Origin of the sequence: Lysinibacillus sp. BS3, from assembly GCF_039614735.1 — a bacterium.
GTDB classification, from domain to species: domain Bacteria; phylum Bacillota; class Bacilli; order Bacillales_A; family Planococcaceae; genus Lysinibacillus; species Lysinibacillus capsici.
In genome coordinates this window covers 309,162-327,215 of record NZ_CP154860.1, presented here as the reverse complement: position 1 = coordinate 327,215, position 18,054 = coordinate 309,162, and the positions used below count along the sequence as shown (strand labels likewise).

The 18,054-nt window shown below is 34.7% G+C and carries 22 protein-coding genes and 2 pseudogenes; 3 read left to right on the top strand and 21 right to left on the bottom strand.

The genetic code is table 11. The features are described from left to right. Window position 1: 1 nt before the first annotated feature. The 5 genes from AAJG31_RS01720 to tmk are packed head-to-tail and all read right to left on the bottom strand — an operon-like array spanning window position 2 to window position 2,890. On the bottom strand, window positions 2-679 hold the full coding sequence (locus AAJG31_RS01720) for a C1 family peptidase (protein ID WP_259950160.1): 678 nt from the start codon (window positions 677-679) through the stop codon (window positions 2-4). Between the two features lie 11 nt (window positions 680-690). Beyond that, window positions 691-1,647, bottom strand: coding sequence for an ImmA/IrrE family metallo-endopeptidase (locus AAJG31_RS01715; RefSeq protein WP_259950161.1), 957 nt, complete (start codon window positions 1,645-1,647; stop codon window positions 691-693). A 27-nt stretch (window positions 1,648-1,674) separates the two neighbouring features. Then, window positions 1,675-1,986, bottom strand: coding sequence for a helix-turn-helix transcriptional regulator (locus AAJG31_RS01710; protein ID WP_259950162.1), 312 nt, complete (start codon window positions 1,984-1,986; stop codon window positions 1,675-1,677). Further along, the gene (locus AAJG31_RS01705) at window positions 1,983-2,237 is read right to left on the bottom strand and encodes an acyl carrier protein (protein ID WP_259950163.1); all 255 of its coding nucleotides are present in this window, start codon (window positions 2,235-2,237) and stop codon (window positions 1,983-1,985) included. Before AAJG31_RS01705 ends, AAJG31_RS01710 begins: the two co-directional genes overlap by 4 nt. 5 nt (window positions 2,238-2,242) lie before the next feature. Continuing rightward, the gene (gene tmk, locus AAJG31_RS01700; RefSeq protein WP_259950165.1) at window positions 2,243-2,890 is read right to left on the bottom strand and encodes a dTMP kinase; all 648 of its coding nucleotides are present in this window, start codon (window positions 2,888-2,890) and stop codon (window positions 2,243-2,245) included. A gap of 164 nt (window positions 2,891-3,054) precedes the next feature. Here tmk and AAJG31_RS01695 point away from each other — a divergent pair, with 164 nt between their 5' ends. Then, complete coding sequence (locus AAJG31_RS01695; RefSeq protein ID WP_259950166.1) at window positions 3,055-3,393, top strand: hypothetical protein; 339 nt, start codon at window positions 3,055-3,057, stop codon at window positions 3,391-3,393. 51 nt (window positions 3,394-3,444) lie between these two features. Here the strand turns inward: AAJG31_RS01695 and AAJG31_RS01690 are convergent, their stop codons facing one another. The 11 genes and pseudogenes from AAJG31_RS01690 to AAJG31_RS01640 all read right to left on the bottom strand — a co-directional run. After that, a complete protein-coding gene (locus AAJG31_RS01690) occupies window positions 3,445-3,954 on the bottom strand; it encodes a DUF1643 domain-containing protein (protein WP_259950167.1) in 510 nt (169 codons plus the stop codon). 1,220 nt (window positions 3,955-5,174) lie between these two features. After that, window positions 5,175-5,657, bottom strand: a complete 483-nt coding sequence (locus AAJG31_RS01685; RefSeq protein ID WP_259950168.1) for a GNAT family N-acetyltransferase — start codon at window positions 5,655-5,657, stop codon at window positions 5,175-5,177. Window positions 5,658-5,714: 57 nt separating this feature from the next. Continuing rightward, window positions 5,715-7,070: an FAD-dependent oxidoreductase gene (locus tag AAJG31_RS01680; protein WP_259950169.1), complete on the bottom strand. Its 1,356-nt coding sequence runs from the start codon at window positions 7,068-7,070 to the stop codon at window positions 5,715-5,717. A gap of 104 nt (window positions 7,071-7,174) precedes the next feature. After that, a complete protein-coding gene (locus AAJG31_RS01675) occupies window positions 7,175-7,399 on the bottom strand; it encodes a hypothetical protein (protein WP_054550188.1) in 225 nt (74 codons plus the stop codon). A gap of 59 nt (window positions 7,400-7,458) precedes the next feature. Next, entirely contained in the window at window positions 7,459-7,740 is a 282-nt protein-coding gene (locus AAJG31_RS01670) for a Fe-S cluster assembly protein HesB (RefSeq protein WP_103118156.1), read from the bottom strand. Next, window positions 7,737-9,506, bottom strand: coding sequence for an arsenical pump-driving ATPase (arsA, locus tag AAJG31_RS01665; RefSeq protein WP_259950170.1), 1,770 nt, complete (start codon window positions 9,504-9,506; stop codon window positions 7,737-7,739). The genes AAJG31_RS01670 and arsA overlap by 4 nt, the downstream gene beginning before the upstream one ends. A gap of 1 nt (window position 9,507) precedes the next feature. Continuing rightward, on the bottom strand, window positions 9,508-9,867 hold the full coding sequence (gene arsD, locus AAJG31_RS01660; RefSeq protein WP_115673623.1) for an arsenite efflux transporter metallochaperone ArsD: 360 nt from the start codon (window positions 9,865-9,867) through the stop codon (window positions 9,508-9,510). A 1-nt stretch (window position 9,868) separates the two neighbouring features. Then, window positions 9,869-10,288 carry an arsenate reductase (thioredoxin) gene (gene arsC, locus AAJG31_RS01655; protein WP_279495081.1) on the bottom strand — a complete coding sequence of 140 codons (420 nt, stop codon included), beginning with the start codon at window positions 10,286-10,288 and terminating at the stop codon, window positions 9,869-9,871. A 12-nt stretch (window positions 10,289-10,300) separates the two neighbouring features. Further along, a complete protein-coding gene (arsB, locus tag AAJG31_RS01650; protein WP_054550190.1) occupies window positions 10,301-11,359 on the bottom strand; it encodes an ACR3 family arsenite efflux transporter in 1,059 nt (352 codons plus the stop codon). Beyond that, a complete protein-coding gene (locus tag AAJG31_RS01645) occupies window positions 11,352-11,678 on the bottom strand; it encodes a metalloregulator ArsR/SmtB family transcription factor (RefSeq protein ID WP_066036718.1) in 327 nt (108 codons plus the stop codon). Before AAJG31_RS01645 ends, arsB begins: the two co-directional genes overlap by 8 nt. A 432-nt stretch (window positions 11,679-12,110) precedes the next feature. Beyond that, window positions 12,111-12,215: pseudogene (locus tag AAJG31_RS01640) on the bottom strand (DNA mismatch repair protein MutT); the annotation flags it as partial. A gap of 458 nt (window positions 12,216-12,673) precedes the next feature. On the opposite strand from AAJG31_RS01640, the gene AAJG31_RS01635 reads away from it, so the two are divergent. Then, complete coding sequence (locus AAJG31_RS01635; RefSeq protein ID WP_066036717.1) at window positions 12,674-13,126, top strand: hypothetical protein; 453 nt, start codon at window positions 12,674-12,676, stop codon at window positions 13,124-13,126. Window positions 13,127-13,527: 401 nt separating this feature from the next. On the opposite strand, the gene AAJG31_RS01630 is transcribed toward AAJG31_RS01635, so the two are convergent. The 4 genes and pseudogenes from AAJG31_RS01630 to AAJG31_RS01615 all read right to left on the bottom strand — a co-directional run bounded on the left by AAJG31_RS01630 (window position 13,528) and on the right by AAJG31_RS01615 (window position 16,119). Continuing rightward, complete coding sequence (locus tag AAJG31_RS01630) at window positions 13,528-14,001, bottom strand: EVE domain-containing protein (protein ID WP_279495083.1); 474 nt, start codon at window positions 13,999-14,001, stop codon at window positions 13,528-13,530. A 12-nt stretch (window positions 14,002-14,013) separates the two neighbouring features. Beyond that, window positions 14,014-14,550, bottom strand: coding sequence for a DinB family protein (locus AAJG31_RS01625; protein ID WP_279495084.1), 537 nt, complete (start codon window positions 14,548-14,550; stop codon window positions 14,014-14,016). A gap of 68 nt (window positions 14,551-14,618) precedes the next feature. Continuing rightward, a complete protein-coding gene (locus AAJG31_RS01620; protein WP_279495086.1) occupies window positions 14,619-15,566 on the bottom strand; it encodes a YafY family protein in 948 nt (315 codons plus the stop codon). 212 nt (window positions 15,567-15,778) lie between these two features. Then, window positions 15,779-16,119, bottom strand: a pseudogene (locus AAJG31_RS01615) (NUDIX pyrophosphatase). A gap of 605 nt (window positions 16,120-16,724) precedes the next feature. Here AAJG31_RS01615 and AAJG31_RS01610 point away from each other — a divergent pair. Further along, entirely contained in the window at window positions 16,725-16,871 is a 147-nt protein-coding gene (locus AAJG31_RS01610; RefSeq protein WP_081011020.1) for a YrzI family small protein, read from the top strand. Between the two features lie 465 nt (window positions 16,872-17,336). Here the strand turns inward: AAJG31_RS01610 and AAJG31_RS01605 are convergent, their stop codons facing one another. Further along, window positions 17,337-17,831, bottom strand: coding sequence for an NUDIX domain-containing protein (locus tag AAJG31_RS01605; RefSeq protein WP_279495088.1), 495 nt, complete (start codon window positions 17,829-17,831; stop codon window positions 17,337-17,339). Window positions 17,832-18,054 lie beyond the last annotated feature (223 nt).

Sequence of the window (18,054 nt, the reverse complement as noted above, 5' to 3'; positions counted from 1 at the left end):
TTTATGCCCCCTTTGGTATAATCCATGCACCACGATTATATTTATTAAAATAATCATAAGAAACATATGCATATCCATTATCTGCCCATTCAGGACCCCAACTATTTCTAATGATAAAAAAGTTTTTTCCATCATCTCTCTGACCATAGCCCATTATTAAAATAGCATGTAATCCTTCAAAGGTTTCTACTTGTGGAACATCTATAAAAACATTTTCATTTGAAAGCCAAAATGTTGGTTGAACTTCAACTCCTGTAATAACAGGTCTTTCCATAGATAAATGATTCTCTATTTCTTGAACATCAGCATTAATAAATTGATATGAAGAAATTTTTCTCCCTAAAGCATCTTTCTTAACATTTGTATCGATATCTGCAAATTTAAAAGGTGTTTTTAAATGTTGATTATAAGGGAAAATAGAATCTTTAGAATGACCATAGCTTTGAATCGCTTTAAAAGCACTAGGAATACTTATTCCATTTGAGTCGTCCTTCCCGTCTAAGTGTTTTGCTGAACTAAATACATATTCTTCAGATAGTCTAACATCTAAATTTCTATGATGTTCATGACAAGCTGTAACTGCAAATGCTGTACATGTTCCTCTACTTCCCTGATCTCTTACTATTGAAAAATTATTTCTTAAATCCACCATCAAATTATATTTGTCACTCATAATCATAATAGACTCCTTTAAGCAATCAATTGTTCTAGTTTTATACCATGTCGCTTATACTGTGTAATAATATTGATCTTAAATACCTTAATAGAATTTGATTTTGGCAACCATGGCCTGTTATAAAATAATTCTAACTTCATTTCCTTTATATCTTTAATTTGGAGTTTAATACATCTATCACCAACAGCTCCAAGTATATTTTCATCGGATGGACTCCAATTAGAATTAATATATCTAATTTCAGGAATCCCCATCCACTTATAACCTGTACTAGGGTTTTCTTCTAGTTTAATACGTACCTCATCTCCTAAAGCTGGGTATATAATAATATTGTTGTCTTGCTCATTTATATTCCAAATATTATTCCAATTGGTTTCTAAACCATCTTTGCCATAATGATTTTTTACATCTTTAGGACTGTAACTTTTTAGATCTTGGTATTGGCGTCCAGATTTAATTATTCTTAAACTTGCTAATCTATTTACAGTAGCTTGATAGCTTGTATCCATTCTTAATGAAAGTTCATATACAGAGAATGGAGTAAGCTCAACCACTCCCATTTGTTTCAAAATGTTGTTTACTAACTTCCTTGGCATAAGAATACAAGAAGCAAACACTTCAGCAATCTGTTCCTTTTCATCTCGCTTATATTCCTCCATAAACAATTCAGAAGATGTATCTAGACTAGGAGGATCTTTCCTAATATAGTGACAAAGCTCATGTGCAGCAGTGTACCTTTGTCTCGTAATTGGTAAGTTTTCATTAATAAGAATTCCCGGACGATTTTTTTGTGTTTCTGGAATATATGCCCCAGCCAATTTATCTATTTTTTGGAAATTTATGATAATGTTGTTTCCTTCAATTATTCTAAAAATATCGATTGGCTCTGTATATGAAAAATCAAATTTACTTAACACTCTATTTGCCTCTGCGGTTGCAGTTTTTATTATTTCAGCTTTGGATAAACCCATTGTTTTCACACTCCCCCTAGAATTACATTATTTCATTTCCGAAAGTATTTTTGAAAATCTAAGAATACTCTCACGGTCTTTTTCAGATAAGTCATCACTTGCTCTAGCGAGTAGTTCTACATCTTCATTTTCGCTATACACACCTTCAAGAAAATAACTTTCTGGATGTTTATATAATTTTGATAACATATGTATTTCATCAATGTCTGGTCTTTCTTGACCATTTTCGATACTCATGAGTTTTTCAATGGATATATCTAAAAAATTAGAGACTATCTCTATTGTTAACCCTAAATATTCTCTAGCATCTTTTAATCTATCATTGACATTCGAATTCATCGTTTAGCCTCCAATAGTTCACTTATTAGTTCACAAAATTCTTTAAAGGAAGATTTAACTCTCTTATGAACTTCTTTTATTGGTACTTTAATACCCATTTCTTCTTCTATTACACCGATAATTTCCATAAAAAATATTGAATCAACATCTGTGTCACCGAACTCGGTTATCTCATTAATAATTCTTTCTGAACTATCTCCACACCAATCTTCTAAATATTCCGCTATCTCACTCATTAATTTTTCCTGCACATAAATCACCCTTTATAAATAACTTCACCCTTTGCGAAGCATTTTACTATATCTACTATCGTTTGATGTAATTCTTCAACAGAAAGAGATCCGTCAACTATTATTATCCTTTTTGGATTTTGTTTGGCCATATATAAGAAACCATTGCGTACATTGGTTTGAAATTGAATTTTTTCTAGATCAAATTTATCTATATTAACATTATTTCGATTTATAATTCTCTGATGTGCTATTTCTGGATTTATATCTATTAAAATTGTTAGGTCTGGAGCCTTGTCTTCTGTTGCTAAAGAAGTTAGATAATGGATAACTTCTATTTCTAATTTTCTACCAAATCCCTGATATGCTACTGATCCGTCTATTCCTCTGTCACTTAAAACTAATTTACCTAATTCAATATTGGGATTGACGACCTTTTTTACAGTTTCATGTCTATCTGCTTCAAATAAAAATAATTCCGATAAACTTTCAAGTTTTAACTCAAAATTATTTACTAATATTTCTCTTAGTATTTCTCCAATAGCTGTACCTCCAGGTTCTTTAGTAAGTATCACATCACAAGTTTGATTTTTTAAATATTTATATAATAAATTTATTTGAGTTGTCTTCCCTGAGCCACCAATACCTTCAAATGTAATCCATTTTCCTGTCATACCAAATCTCCTCTAATTCTTAATTTGGTTATATTATACAGGTCTTTAATAGGTAAAAATACATGTTTTTAACAAAAAAATAAATTTGTGTTACAAATGATGGGAATAATAACGTAATATTCATTATATAGACACTCAATCTAAATAAATAGGGGAATAAAATAATGAAAATAATTACTTTATGCGGCTCTACGAAATTTAAAAAAGAATTTGGAGAAGTAAATGAGGCCTTAACACTCCTTGGTCATGTAATATTAAGTGTTGGTGTGTTTGTTCATTCTAAGGAGTTAAAAATAAAGCCAAGCCAAAAAGTATTATTGGACGAAATACATAAAAAGAAAATTGATTTATCAGATGAAATATTTGTAATTGATGTAAACGGCTATATAGGTAGTAGTACTCGTAGTGAAATTGAGTATGCTAAACTCAAAGACAAAAAAATAAATTATTTATCAGATAACAATTGTCCTTATAACTTTAATTTAAAAAATATAAGTAACTAAAAATAAAGGGTAACTCGTCGATTCATTATAAATGACAAGTTACCCTTTATTTTATTTATAAAGCTCTGGTATCTTATTTGCTTTAACATAAAGAGGATGACGTGGATGACCGTCCTTTGTTAATTCTAATACAAAAAGTGGAATACTGTTTTGTCTGATTAGATTCAATACTTCTTTATCACGATCAAACAAAATTCCTTTAGTGCCCCATGCCAGTATGACCTTTTCAGACCTTGTTAGCGCATTAACAATATATTGATTATTTTCTTTTCCTATCGGATCATTAGCTGAAAGTAACATTTCCGGATTAGTTGACCTATACGCGAATAGATTAACAACCTCTAGTGACCCATAACCCCAGTTCATAGCAAACTTAATGCATCTACGTAAAGTTGGATCATCTTCTCTACTATCGGCTGTACTAGGGTTAAGCATGATGAACGTAACCCTCGGTAAAGTATCATCCCAAACTCTCCATAGAGAATAACGATACCTTTCAGTATCATCAATTATTGCCCCACTATTATTATCCAAAATATCACCAAAAAAAGTTAATTGCATAAATATCACCTAAGTCTATTATAAACATAAAAAACACAAATTGAGTACCCTTTACAATTTTTTGCCTCACCTATTCCTTATTTATCCATATTAAAAGTTCATCAGAATATACATCACATTATAAAAGAGGAAACGATTAAAATGAACATAAAGTAAACGGCACATATACTATATCAAATAAAATAATTTAATTTTCACTTATATTATCTACTTTAGGAGATTCTTTCTAAGCTATTTCCAAATCTTTAAAAGGTTCTTTACTTTATTGTTCTTTAACGCTATGAAACGTATCGAGATTCAGTAACCTGTACTGTTGCTCATCTCAATCGCCCTCACAGCGCACAATAAAAGTATTTCGCGTTTCCTTATTTTACGTAATCCAGGATGAACACCTCATTGATTTTCTATAACTATAGACTACAGCTTCTCCTTATTCCTTCAATATTTGTATGTATTAAATAACTCATAAGCAATATATAATACAATCTGTATTTCGGTTTCACTTTGTCTTCTATTAGATATTGCATAATCATACACAACTCTTTTTTTCAAAATACTTATTATCGAAATTTAAAGTGTCAAATTTAAAGATTACTGAAGGCTTGGAAGAAGACACCAAGCCTTCAGTAATCTTTTTCTTTAAAGTTGATAAGGAGATATACTCCATATCAACTTTTTATCTTTTGTTAAGATATAGTATCAACCAGCTTATTTGTTCACTCTTATGAATAATTCTTATTAATATTGGACAGATCTACATTAAACGATAATTTGCATTATTTAAACGAATAATTCCCTTTTGAACGATAAATTATAGGAACCAACCGATAATTAGAAAGTTTTAACCAAGGTATTTATATTATGTAAACTAAAATTATTTAGCATGGAGGAGCACTTAAACTACTGCTACTTGTTTGTACTTTGTTTCCTCCTGAATTAATTACCGTAGGATATCTTTTGATAGATCTTGTGAAGAAATCTGCAATAATATGACCGTTTAATGAAAACGAGCTCTAATCCTTGTTACAGAATCGCGCCTGATTGTTGAAGAAGGTAAAAATCACTATATGCAACAATTAGTAAAGCTCGTATAAATGGATGAGGTTTATAATTTCCATCCTTTTTTACCTGTAAAATTTTACATTAGAATATATTAACCTCATTGATTTATAATCAAACCCATCTAATCCAAAGTATTATAAAAATCGAAACTTTACCAGCTACATTCTTCTTTCCATTAAAAATGTATCATGCCATATCCCATCTAATTGAGCAATTTTTTCTCTTGTACCAACAATTCGAAAGCCCATCTTTTTATGTAATTGGATACTTGATGAATTGATCGCAAAGATGGATGATTGGAGTGTCCAAAACCCCTCCTTTTCACTCTCTTCAATTAGTACTTTAAATAGCTTAGAGGCAATACCTTTCCCTTTACTTTCACTCGATATATAAACACTAACTTCTCCAACTCCAGAATAGACGGAGCGTGTAGAGACGGGTGAAATGCCAATCCAACCAACCACTCTATTGTGTTCTTCTGCAACAAAACGCAAGGTCGCATGGTGTCTTTCATCCCATACCTGTTCACTTGGCACTATTGTTTCAAAAGTTGCCATTCCTGTTTCGATTCCCTCTTTATAAATCTTTAATACCTCTTGTAAATCCTTATTTTCCATTTTACGAATAATAAGTGTGTCCATTCCATTTCCCCCTTGAATTTTTAAAAGGACTGCTAGCTTTCGCTAACAGTCAAATTATTAACAACCTGTATTTGATTGATTGACAAGATTAATACTACATACGCCTGTTTCTGGTAATTCTAATTCCACACGTTTCGATGCTTCTTCATCACCTGATAAATAAGCTGTTATAGAACGAACCTGTTCGTAGCCGGTTGCCATTAAAAATGTTGGTGCGCGTCCATAACTTTTAGCTCCTACTATATAGAAGTCCGTTTCAGGTTGGCGTAGTATTTCTTCACCATGCGCTCTTACTGTGCCACAACTATGCTCATTAGGATCAATTAGTGGCGCTAATGCTTGCACACTTTCTGTTGCTGTATCGATAGATAAACGCAGTTCATTGTTCATGGTAAAATCAGGTCGATTTCCTGCATTAACAATAAGTTCATCGAATTCTGTAAGTACTTTTTGTTCTCCATTAATAGTACCTACAATATGGATATTTTCTTCTTTTTTCACCTGTGAAATATAGAAAGGTGTTACTACCTCAATTTTTCCTGTATCTACTAATTCATGGATGCGAATACCCAATGCGCCACGTGCTGCCAACGCATCTTTTTCCTCCCCGCCATAGGCCTCCTCTACAGATCTTTTACGCATAATCCACACAAGCTTTGTTGAAGGATTATCTTTTTGTAATTCAGCCAAAGCTAATAAGGTATTGATCGCTGAATGACCACCACCAATGACAGCAACCTTCTTATTTGCATATCTCTTAGGATTCGTATTTATATCTGGAATACCATACTCAATGTGATCTGCTAATGCTTTCTCATTTTTCAGCCAAACACCTGTAGAATTTGCTGGGTTTGGGTTCCCCCATGTTCCTGTTGCATCAATAACTGCTTTTGCCTCAATAATATCGATATCATCCTCTTTTTCAACATATATATTAAAGGACTGATTGAATCGATTTTTTGATTTCATTTTATCATTTAATTGTCGTGAAATACCTACTACTTTTGAGTTCAATCGGATACTTGGTTTTATTTGTCTTAACTCTGCCAAAGGTTTTAAATAAAGATCAATTAACTCATGCCCCGTAGGTATTGTTTCTAAGTTAGGTTCTATCCAATCAGACCCCTCTAATAATGATTTAGCAGCTTTATTGATGTTATAACGCCATGGAGAAAATAATGTGACATGCCCCCAAGTACGAATATTGTGTGCTATTTCTTTGCCAGCTTCAAGTAAAATAAATGACTGGTTCTGCTCTACTAGATGAGCTGCAGTAGCTAACCCTATAGGACCTGCACCAATTATGACAATCGGTAAATTCTTATTTGGGATATTAACACTCTCCTGTACTTCAATATCCTTAGTTGTAGTACAACAAGATTGATTTTGGTTGATTACTTTTAGTGTTTTCATATAAATTTCTCCTCTTTTCTCTATATAAGCATTTTCTTATATAAAATATATTTTTTTACGTCTAGCAGTTAGCTAGACGTAATTTATTTAAGCTTTTGTAATAGTTATGAACACACTTCAATTTCACACATGATTTTATCAATTTCTTTTATAGCTTTTTCAAATTGCAACCATGTAGAAGGGCCGTAACGCTCCATATCTCCTTTAAAGAAGAAATCAAAAGCAAATTCTTTAGCCTGTATCAATGTGTATTCTCTACTATTCATAATTAACTTTAAATAAGCGATAAAATAATTTTTAGTTAATACGCTAGCATGGTTAACTGTCATTATCGTATCCTCCATTCAACAGATTGAATATTTGCTAAGACAGTATTTAAGGTATCTGGTTAGCAAGATGTCGGAGAGTATCCAACTAATACTAAACCTAGTTCACCATTCTCTTCTTCTGCATGGATCGTAACATCTGTTAATTGCGGTGCAATATCAGGATGAATTGCGATTTCGATACCTTCAATTGTTTGAATCGCATCTTCTGCTGCTGGTGCTTCTAAGCCTACACCTAAATTAACCCCACAGCAGCCTGTAATACCAAAGAAACGAAGTGTTTTAACCTCGGAATCAGCTAATACCTGTTCTAAATAATTTTTACCTTCTGGACTCATTTTCATTTGATTTTCTCTCCTTTTAATTCATGTAAGCCTTGTGCTCCAACCAGTGGCGTTTTTACCCATGGAATGGCCACAAATTGATTATTACTGATGGATTTAACTTCTTTTAGCCATTTCGTTTCTGCTTGTTGTTTTTGAATTAATGTTGGACTTGTTGTATAGATAGATGAAAATGTCTGATTAACAACCCACCAATCAACAGTTAATCCAGCACGGTGTAAATCTTCTTGTAAGCGCGAAGCTTCATAGACAGGTGTTGCTTCAGGAAGAGTTACAATGGCAACACTCGTATAAGAGGCATCACGCAACCTTGGTAACAGGTTAGAAACAGCCGGAGGAATATCCCCTTGTGAACGGCTTATTTCCCGATGATAAGCTTCTGTTGCGTCTAATAACAGCAGCGTATGCCCTGTTGGTGCGGTATCAATAATAATGACTTCATCTTGATGGTTTTCTACAACGTTAGCAAATGCTCGGAATACAGCTATTTCCTCTGTACAAGGAGAAGCCAAATCCTCTTTCACAAATGCTAAACCTTCCTCATTCATCGTTTCACTTGCCTTTGCAAGCACTTCTGCTTCATAGTTTTCCACTTCTACTTTTGGATCAATACGACTGATTGTTAAATTTTTAACGTTGTCATCACCAAATGTCCAATCGAGGTGTGCGGCAGGATCGGTTGTAGTTAAATGTACATGAGTACCCTCTTCTGCTAATCGTAATGCAATATAAGAAGCCACAGTTGTTTTGCCAACCCCACCTTTACCCATCGTAAAAATGAGTTTCGGCTTACGTTCTAAATAATCTGCAATCATTTCTTCTATCTCTGGAATCTTAGTTTCTTCATTTGATTCATCTTCTTGTATAACTTCTTGGTCAGTCATCCATGCTTGCATACGCTCAATACTTGATAATGAGTACGGTACAAATGGTAAGTAGAAATGTTCAAATCGATTTAGTTCTTCAGGAATTCTTGCTAATGCATTAGCTTGACACGCAATGAAAGCCTCTTCGATATCATCAGTAGAATCGGTATTGCTCATATATCCATTAATTAGTAGAGTCTGATTTTGAATGCCTATTTCAAACAATTCGTGAGAAGCACGTGCAGTTTCTTTTAAAGGGTTTTCTTCAGGACGCGTCACTAACATTAACGTCGTTTGTTTGGCATTCTTTAAACGTTCAACTGCTTCTTTATAGATTTCACGTTGTGGCTCTAGCCCTTTTAAAGGACCTAAACATGAGGTACCAGTCGTGTTATCATCTAGAAACGTAGACCATGCAGAAGGCAGTTGTAATAATCGTAACGTATGCCCTGTTGGCGCTGTATCAAACACGACAGTGTCAAAATTCCCTATGACTGAAGTATCAGTCAATAATGTTGCAAATTCATTAAAAGCAGCAATTTCTACTGTGCAAGCACCAGAAAGTTGCTCTTCCATATTTTGTAATACCACTTCAGGTAGCTTTCCACGATACGGACCAACCATTTGTTCTTTGTAATGCTGTGCCGCCTGTTCAGGATTCAAATTTATCGCAAATAAATTATCTATGCCTTCAATTTTTGTTGGACTATTAGAAAACGTTTGGCCAAAAATATCTTGTAAGTTGGATGCGGGGTCTGTACTAATTAAAAGTACCTTTTTCCCTTCATTTGCAATGGCTATTGATAGGCTACAAGCAACCGATGTTTTCCCAACGCCCCCTTTCCCCGTGAAAAACAGGAATGGGGTGTCAGGGAAATGACTTCTTGTAAAACGTTCCATCTTAGGCTTCTCCTTTTAGTGACAAGCGTACTTTTGGCTTTTGTAGTAATTCGTCTTCTGAAAGTCCTGACCACTGTGAAAATTGTTCATTTGTAGGATAGATCCCTTTGCAAAGTAATTCTCCATCCACAAACGTTGCAGGCAAGGCATCCATTCCTTCTGACATTAATAGTTGATTAATTGCTTCATTTTCTACAAAAGCATTTGGCTCGTTTGTAAGATTAAATCTCTCAGCTTCTATGTTTGTTTTCTTTAAATTATTCATAATAAATGACATACGCAATAATTCTGGGTCTATAGAGGGTCCACATAAGCCTGTAGAACAGCACATTGCTGGCTCATAGATATGAATTTTTTTCAATTTATTTCAGCTCCTCAGCTACAAATTGTTCAATGCGTTTACCAATTGCATCACGAACATTTTGGAATACAGCCCACTTCTCTTCATCAGTACCTGTCGCTTTCGCTGGATCTTCAAATCCCCAATGCTCACGACGAACATGAGGAGGCGTCATTGGACATTTATCAGCTGCATCCCCACATAAAGTAACAACTAACGTGGCGTTGTTTAGTGTCTCTAAATCAATTAAATCGGATGTATGATTTGAAATATCAACCCCTACCTCAGCCATCGCTTTAATGGCCTTCGGATTTACACCATGTGCTTCAATACCCGCACTTTTAACTGTCCAATTGGTAGGTAGTAATTTCTTTGCCCATCCTTCAGCCATCTGACTACGGCATGAGTTCCCTGTACATAGGAAATAAAGTGTATTTGTCATAGTAATTGCTCCTTATAATTTAATGGTTTTAAAGTATTTTTTCTGCCAACGTAGGGCAACCCATACAAGTCCTATGAGAACAGGTACTTCTACAAGTGGACCAATAACAGCAGCAAATGCCACGCCACTATGCAGGCCAAACACACCCACTGCAACCGCAATCGCTAGCTCAAAATTGTTACTTGCAGCTGTAAAAGAAAGAGCTGCTGTGACAGGATAAGATGCCCCAACTTTACGGGAAGAGAAGAATGACACAGCAAACATAATCACAAAGTAAATAAATAATGGAATAGCAATTCGCACTACATCAAGTGGCAGTTCTACTAATTGCTCACCCTTTAAAGCAAACATCATCACAATCGTGAACAACAGTGCAATTAGTGTCAGTGGTGAAATCTTCGGTAAGAACTTTTCCTCATACCAATGTTTCCCTTTTGTTTTAATCCCTATCCAACGTGTGAGGAACCCTGCAGCAAACGGGATACCTAAGTATATAAGTACGCTCTTAGTAATCTCCCACATAGAAATGGATACATGGAAATTCTCTAAACCAAACCAACCAGGTAATACATTTAAGAAAAAGTAAGCAAAAATTGAATACGTCACGATTTGAAAGATGGAGTTAAACGCAACTAAACCAGCTACATATTCACGGTCTCCACGTGCTAAATCGTTCCATACAATGACCATTGCAATACAACGAGCTAAACCAATCATAATCAGTCCAGCCATATACTCTGGATAATCGTGCAGGAAAATGATGGCTAAAAAGAACATTAAGAACGGTCCGAGTAACCAGTTTTGAAAAAGAGAAAGTAAAAGCACTTTCCAATCCTTAAACACACGCCACATTTCTTCATACTTTACTTTCGCTAATGGTGGGTACATCATGACAATTAACCCGGTAGCAATCGGTATGGATGTTGTGCCAATAGACATGGCCTCTAATGCTTCTCCAATATTAGGCATTGTCAAACTTAATAAAACACCTATTCCCATAGCAACAAATATCCATAAGGTAAGGTAACGATCTAGAAAAGATAGCTGCTTGGTTAAAGAATCATTACTCATTTATATTTCCTCCTACATGGCAACAATCTGTGCCACAGTTACACCCGTTTAAAGGTTGAATTTGTTCTAAAATGCCCTTCATCAGTGGAGTTTGATCCTCTACTAAACGGTAATGTTTCCAAGTCCCTACTTTTCGTTCTGTAATAATGCCTGCCTCCTTTAATTTTCGAAGATGTTGACTAACAGCTGGTTGCGATATTCCGAGAACATCTACAAAATCACATACACATACCTCCCCATTCTTCATGCATGCAAGTAATTTAATGCGGTTTAAATCTGCAGCTGCTTTTAGTTGTTTTTCAATTAGTGTATTTTCCATTTATCTGCACTCCTTATATAATTATTTGCTTATATATTATTTTAAATAAAATCACCTCGTTAAAGAAAGGTGAATTAATCCATATATAACTATATTCTTATATTATGATTTAATGTTTTGAATTGCAACAGATTTTTGTAGATTTGGAATAAAGATTGAGCAAAAACACCTCACAAACCTTTATTTTACGTTAAATAAGAAGAATCCCTTTTTGAAAAAGATTGATCAAAAGGGATTTTTCTTTAGCAGTTTTAAGTTAGGTTTTTATAAAAAAGTCTGATCATTTTCCAACTTTGTTGCTCCACAATGGCGCCCTATAATGGAAAATGTATAACTAATATTTCATCTGCATATTATCTTGTAGTATTTTCTCTGCAAGTTTAATGTTTTCTTTTAGAAATAAAGGTAGTTCCGTATGTGCAAGAACCTCTCTACTAATGAGAGACCTCCACCAGCATGCTCCTCCTTTTCACTTCTACGGATTAAAAGCCATTTCTCATTGCGACGAATAGCCCCTTCTACATTTACTACAAACATAAAATACCCCCTATAATTTATACTTTATCCATAAACACATGGCCCTTTTTATTTCGTAGACGCATTTTTTTCTGCAGAAATGCGCCCGGTTATAGAACCTTCAAACAATATTCTGTTACTCATATCACACACCAATTATTACCACCACGACTCAAGCACTTTAATTTGAACTAATAATAAACTAATTTTTTAGATTATTCTCAATATTAATCCTCCTAATTTCTCCAAAACCCTTATTCAACAATATGGCACGATTGTGGAACAAGAAAAAATCTTGCTTTTATATTTTGTGTAAACATTGAGCTTTAGAGATTAAAAGTCGATAAAAACGCGACAACTTTAAAAACTAATCCCTTGATTTTTGTTAAAATGTAAATAAGTTTTTTTTGCTTTTATGTTAAAATTTTGTAAAATAAAACGGAAGACACATATTTTTACAACTTGGGAGGGGCTATATTATGCGAAGTAAACGAATTAAATTAGCAATTGTCGCAATTATTCTTGTCCTTTGTATAACTGGTATTCTATTTTATTCAGAATATGGAACAAAGAATTTTGGAGATGAACTCATTACAAACACTGATAAATTTGAAGAAGTTGTTGATAGCATTTCCGTTTGGGAAATGAACGGTGGTGTAGATAACAAAAATATATTTATCGTAAACAAAGACGATGAATTATATAACGAAGTACGCAGCATTTTGAATAATTGGGAAGCAAAACGAACTTTATTCAAAAGTATGGATGTCTCTAACTCTTATTACAAAATAGTTTTCACTAATAACGACGATACTACTAATCCAATTAATATATTAATTTCAAAAGATGGTATGGTTAACATTAACTCAAGAGAATACGAACTTGTCAAAGGCGATTTAGTTGAATTACTTAATATCGCTAACTATGAATAATCAATCGAGAATGATGAATCTCAAGTACCTTGTATTCCGCTGCAAGTTCGCATGGATTGGTGGAATGCTTGTTGTATGGTGAAGTCATAAATTTTCTGATTTCTGATTCGTGCAATCATTGCGCAAAGCTCCGTAAGCTAAATAGATCTTTTATTTTACATCTATATGGTTAAGTGAACCAAGATGAACAATTATAAATGGTGACTGTTTTTATAATAAAGGCGGCCTTCCACAAACTAATCTGTGGAGGACCGCTTTTAATTTGTTCTTATTTACTTAACAATCCTCGTCTCGTGAATTCAGAAGAACAGAACGCTATTCAACAATAGCGTCCAATTGTTGAATATTGTTATCTAACTAAAGCACTCTAAAGTTTAAGTGAAACTGTTCACAACTTACAATCAGTGTTTAAGGATCTCGGATAATGCCTGTTCCTCACCATCTAACATCGAAGTAACGATTGTCATAAAATCTTCAGCTCCAATTTCAAAATGACCTCGACGGAATGGTAACCCCCAATTGCGATTTCCACGCGTAAAAGTGAGCTGGTTTAACAACAATGCAATCTTAACTTCTCGACAAGGAATATAACGCATATCTCTGCGAAATGGCACAAACGACTCCGACACTTGATGTTTGTAAGCACCGTTATCCGTAACCTGACCAATAGCAGTAAATGCTTGAACTGGCTTCCCTTTGGACATGTCTGTACGAGGGGAATAGTATATCAGCCAATCACCTGGAGACATTTTACGCAAAGGTGCTGCCTTACCGTGACATAACTGTGCAAAACCACCTTCTATGGCTAAATTCACATGAGAAGCGGATACAACGCCAATCCAATATCTGCTTCTCTGACTTGTTATATTCGACATGATGCATCCCCCCTACTCTTCAAAGGCTAAACTTTTCAACCGATCCAGTTGTAAAAAATGATGTCTGTAATGCATTTCAATCAACATAAACCATTCCTGGGCGTTTAAAGCACCGAACGCCGGATGAAGTATCTTGTTACTTACAGGCACTTGAAGTAGAACTGATTCCGTATTCCTCATCCGTTCCACTACACTGTGAAGTCCTTCTACCAATTGCTCCATGCTCTCTGGTGGTTGCGGAGTATAGTTTGGCGAAGCAGGGACCTTAATACGAACAGCAGGAAATTGTTCTAGTTTAAAAACAATCTTACCCTGCTCAGTTTTTTCCTTCGTTGGGTTCAATGTCGATTCGTTACCAGCTAAACATTGCTCGACATTAAGTAGATGCATGAAAGCTGATTGAATTAAATGTACATACATCTGTCCAATGGACCAATCTTCTTCGTTCAGCTTTCTATGTAATTTATCCATATTGAGTTTTGTCAGTTCTGCCAAATATCTTTCTACTGTAAGTTCAAATGACTTCAATACTTCCTTTGTACTTTTCATCCTTCATAGCAGCTCCTTTTCATCTTGGTATAGTCACAGTATAAAAGAACACTACTGACAGGTGTATGTCAGTAGTGTTCTAAAATTTTTTTCGCTACTTCCCGAATCTTGAAGCGTAAAGACTTCGGCTCAATCACCTCGATATCTCCGCCCCAGCCAAGTAAATGCTGTAATAGTTCCTCTGGATACCGAACACGAAATTGAAAGATTACATCCTCCTTCCGCTCCTCAATAGATTCAATATAAAAATTTACTGCCTCAATGATTTTGTCGGCAATTTCGGGGTTTGCCCTCATTATTATTCTTTCATCTCGATTGTCAGGTGGCCGATAGCTACTTAGGTCAAAATCATTTGGTAGAAGAAATTGATCTTCCAACACAGAAAGCTCGGACATCCGGGACAAGCGAAAATGGCGCATCTCTTGCCTCATATCACAGTATGCTAGTAAAACCCAATTTTCATGGACAAGTGTTAATCCATATGGAGAGACCACACGTTTATTTTTCCGATTCCCATCTGTTCCTGGCATTTTTTTAATATACATAAAACTGATTTTGCACTGTTTCAAAATTGCATCGCGAACTTGATTAAGATATGTTTTTACCCGCTCTTCAGTTGACTGCTCACCTATATGAAGCAGTCGCATTGTTTCCCGAACAAGCCTTGACTCATTACGAACTGACTCCGACAAAGTAGCCTCGATTTTGCGTTTAGCGGACCTTGCATTAATACCATAATCTGTATCCAACCTTTGCTCGACAAAATCAGCTCCCATGAGCAGGGAGACGGCCTCTTCTGCTGTGAACCTAACCGGGGGTAGAAAATATCCTTCCATTAAGGAATAACCCTGACCAGGGGCGCCTAAAATGGGAACCCCAGCCTCACTTAGTGTTTGAATATCCCTATATATCGTACGTACACTTGTCTCAAATTGAGAAGCTAAATCTTCTGCTCTCAATGTTTTGCTTCGCTGTAATTCAAGCGTGATCGCAAGCTGCCTCTCCGTTTTATTCATTTTTTTCCTCCACAATTTCTGCATTCTATTACAGTACTTGCCCAATAATTGAATAACAGCAAGCAATATTGAAGCTGTATTCCTAAAAATGAGCTGCCTATGCAACTCCGTGTTCTTCAAGCAAAGCACCCGTTTTAGCTTAAATATTTTCTTTCATATGTTTGGTGTTAATCAGATTTAATAACCTCCCATAACGCCGTTTTATTGCTATACTATTTCAAAAGTGTTACTGCCTCTTCAAAACATGCTCTTTGGATAATGATATATCTTTTGTAGGAACTTTAACACCAAATGAAAATTCTTTTAATACTTAAACGACTTGTCCCCAAAGGAAATTCCCAACTACATCTTCTACTACTAGTGAAGAACTAGAATCTAATGCAATATGATAATCTCTTGTAAAGCCAGCTTCTTCAAATGCTTCTCGTTTAGTAGGAGTCTCACCCTCTTCTTCAGCACCAGCTAATCCCTGCCAATATCCATAATCACTTCTCTTAAAAATTGCATATCCAACCCGTGAAAGAAAACACCGAGTGCGCCATGTGCTGGCCAAAGCATCTTTTTCTTCGACCTATAGGCTTTTTCTACAGACTTTTTACGCATTCCACACTAGCTTTGTTGCAGAATTCTCTACCTGTAATTCCGCAAGTGCTAGCAATAACAGAATGGCCACCACCCAAAACTGTAATTTTCTTTCGTATTCGTATTTATAGTTGGGATACCATACTTTATGATCTGCTAATACTTATTCATTTTGTAATTATATCCCTGTAGAAATTACTGGATTTGGATTCCCCCCATGTATCGTAGCATCCATAACTGCTCTCTCTTCAATAATTAGGAAAGCTTTGTAAAAGATGTTTACAAACAACTTAAATTTAGATATACTTACAAAGTAAACAAAAAATTCTTAAGGAGGTCGAATAAAATGATCGTTATCGTTAAATTGATGTCATTGGTAGCTACAACTTCATTAAAAATGAAAATCACACATTCGACCGCATCGGAATGGATCGCTTAAGGTTTTTTTGTAAATAAGCATACCCATACCGCAGGGAGAAGTGTGCCCCTGCGGTATTTTTGTGCCTTTTTTCGCCGTAGAGGAGTCTCTCTACGGTTTTTTTCATTTTTCATGGCACTTTAAGGAGGTGATAATAAATGATATTAAACTTTTTTGCGCTCACGATAACTATTACCAAACGTAAGGTCTCTCTTGAGAAAGCACTTCATGATGAATATGTGAAAAAAATCTTTGAAGAGAACCGAAAAAAAATTGACGATTATATTCGTATTCGTCAATATTAATCTTGTTAATTAAAAAACATGAAAGGTGGGAATTGAAATGTTTTATATGATCAAAAGACGTCATGCAGTTTTATGGCTGGAGAAAGACACAACCACCAGATGAAGTAATATAAAGTGATAATATAGCTAATTTTATAATCTCAGTTGAGCTAACCCGTTCTAATCTAGGACGGGTTGCTTACTCCAATCGCAATGTTAATTAAGTTAAAAAGAAACTTATAAACTAACTATTCCAGACTACACAGTGATAACCCTTCTTGCTTAGAAATTCATTAAATCCTTATTACTTTAACCTTCCCAGTTAGTTAAGTACATTACTTTTCCAACTAACCTAATTTTCAACATAATTCCTTTAAAAACGTTATTCAATTAAATAGCCCTTAAACTGAAAAATGAGCTTTCCTTTTTCCAGGAAAGAGTCCGATTGTTGAAGATCGTTGTTATTAAATTAAAGCACACGTTAGTTTAAGAAGAACAAAAGGTTAACGCATCGTCTAAGATTAATTTTGAAAGTTTATGGTCATTAATTACAAATGGTATTTCAGAGGGTTCTACCCAAATTCGAGCAGATGATTCATGTTCTCGGAGAAAAGGTAAGCATTCGGTAACATCCATTCTAAAAAATGCCTGATAAGCAATCAATGGGTATTTTCCACTTGAATCAAAGGACAGATTTTCTTTATGGCTTACTTCAATTGAACCTATGTATTTAATTGTTCCCTTTACATACCCCTCTTCATATGTTTCGCGTAGTATAGCTTCTTCTACGTTCTCCCCAATCTCTACGTGTCCACCTGGATAATTAAACCCTCGATTTTTTATTTGTGATAATAACACTTTCCCATCTCTTAAGCACACTGCATGAACACTCGTCACTATTAAAGATTCTGTTAATTTCATTCGAGGCATCCAAGTTAGCTTCACATTATTTCCACCCCAGTCTACAAAAATCGTCTGCATATATCTATCCCATCTCCTGTTAAATGCAATTTATCACCTAATATTAACTTTCTACACTGTTTCAAAAATCCCTCTTATACAACAAACCGGAAATAGATTTTAAAACGTGGTAAATGTACGTTTTTTATGTTGCATCAATTGTAGAATATATTACGAGTAACCATTCTTATGCCAATAGAATATATTTGGAATTTGCATATTGGTCCGTTTAAAAGAATGAGGC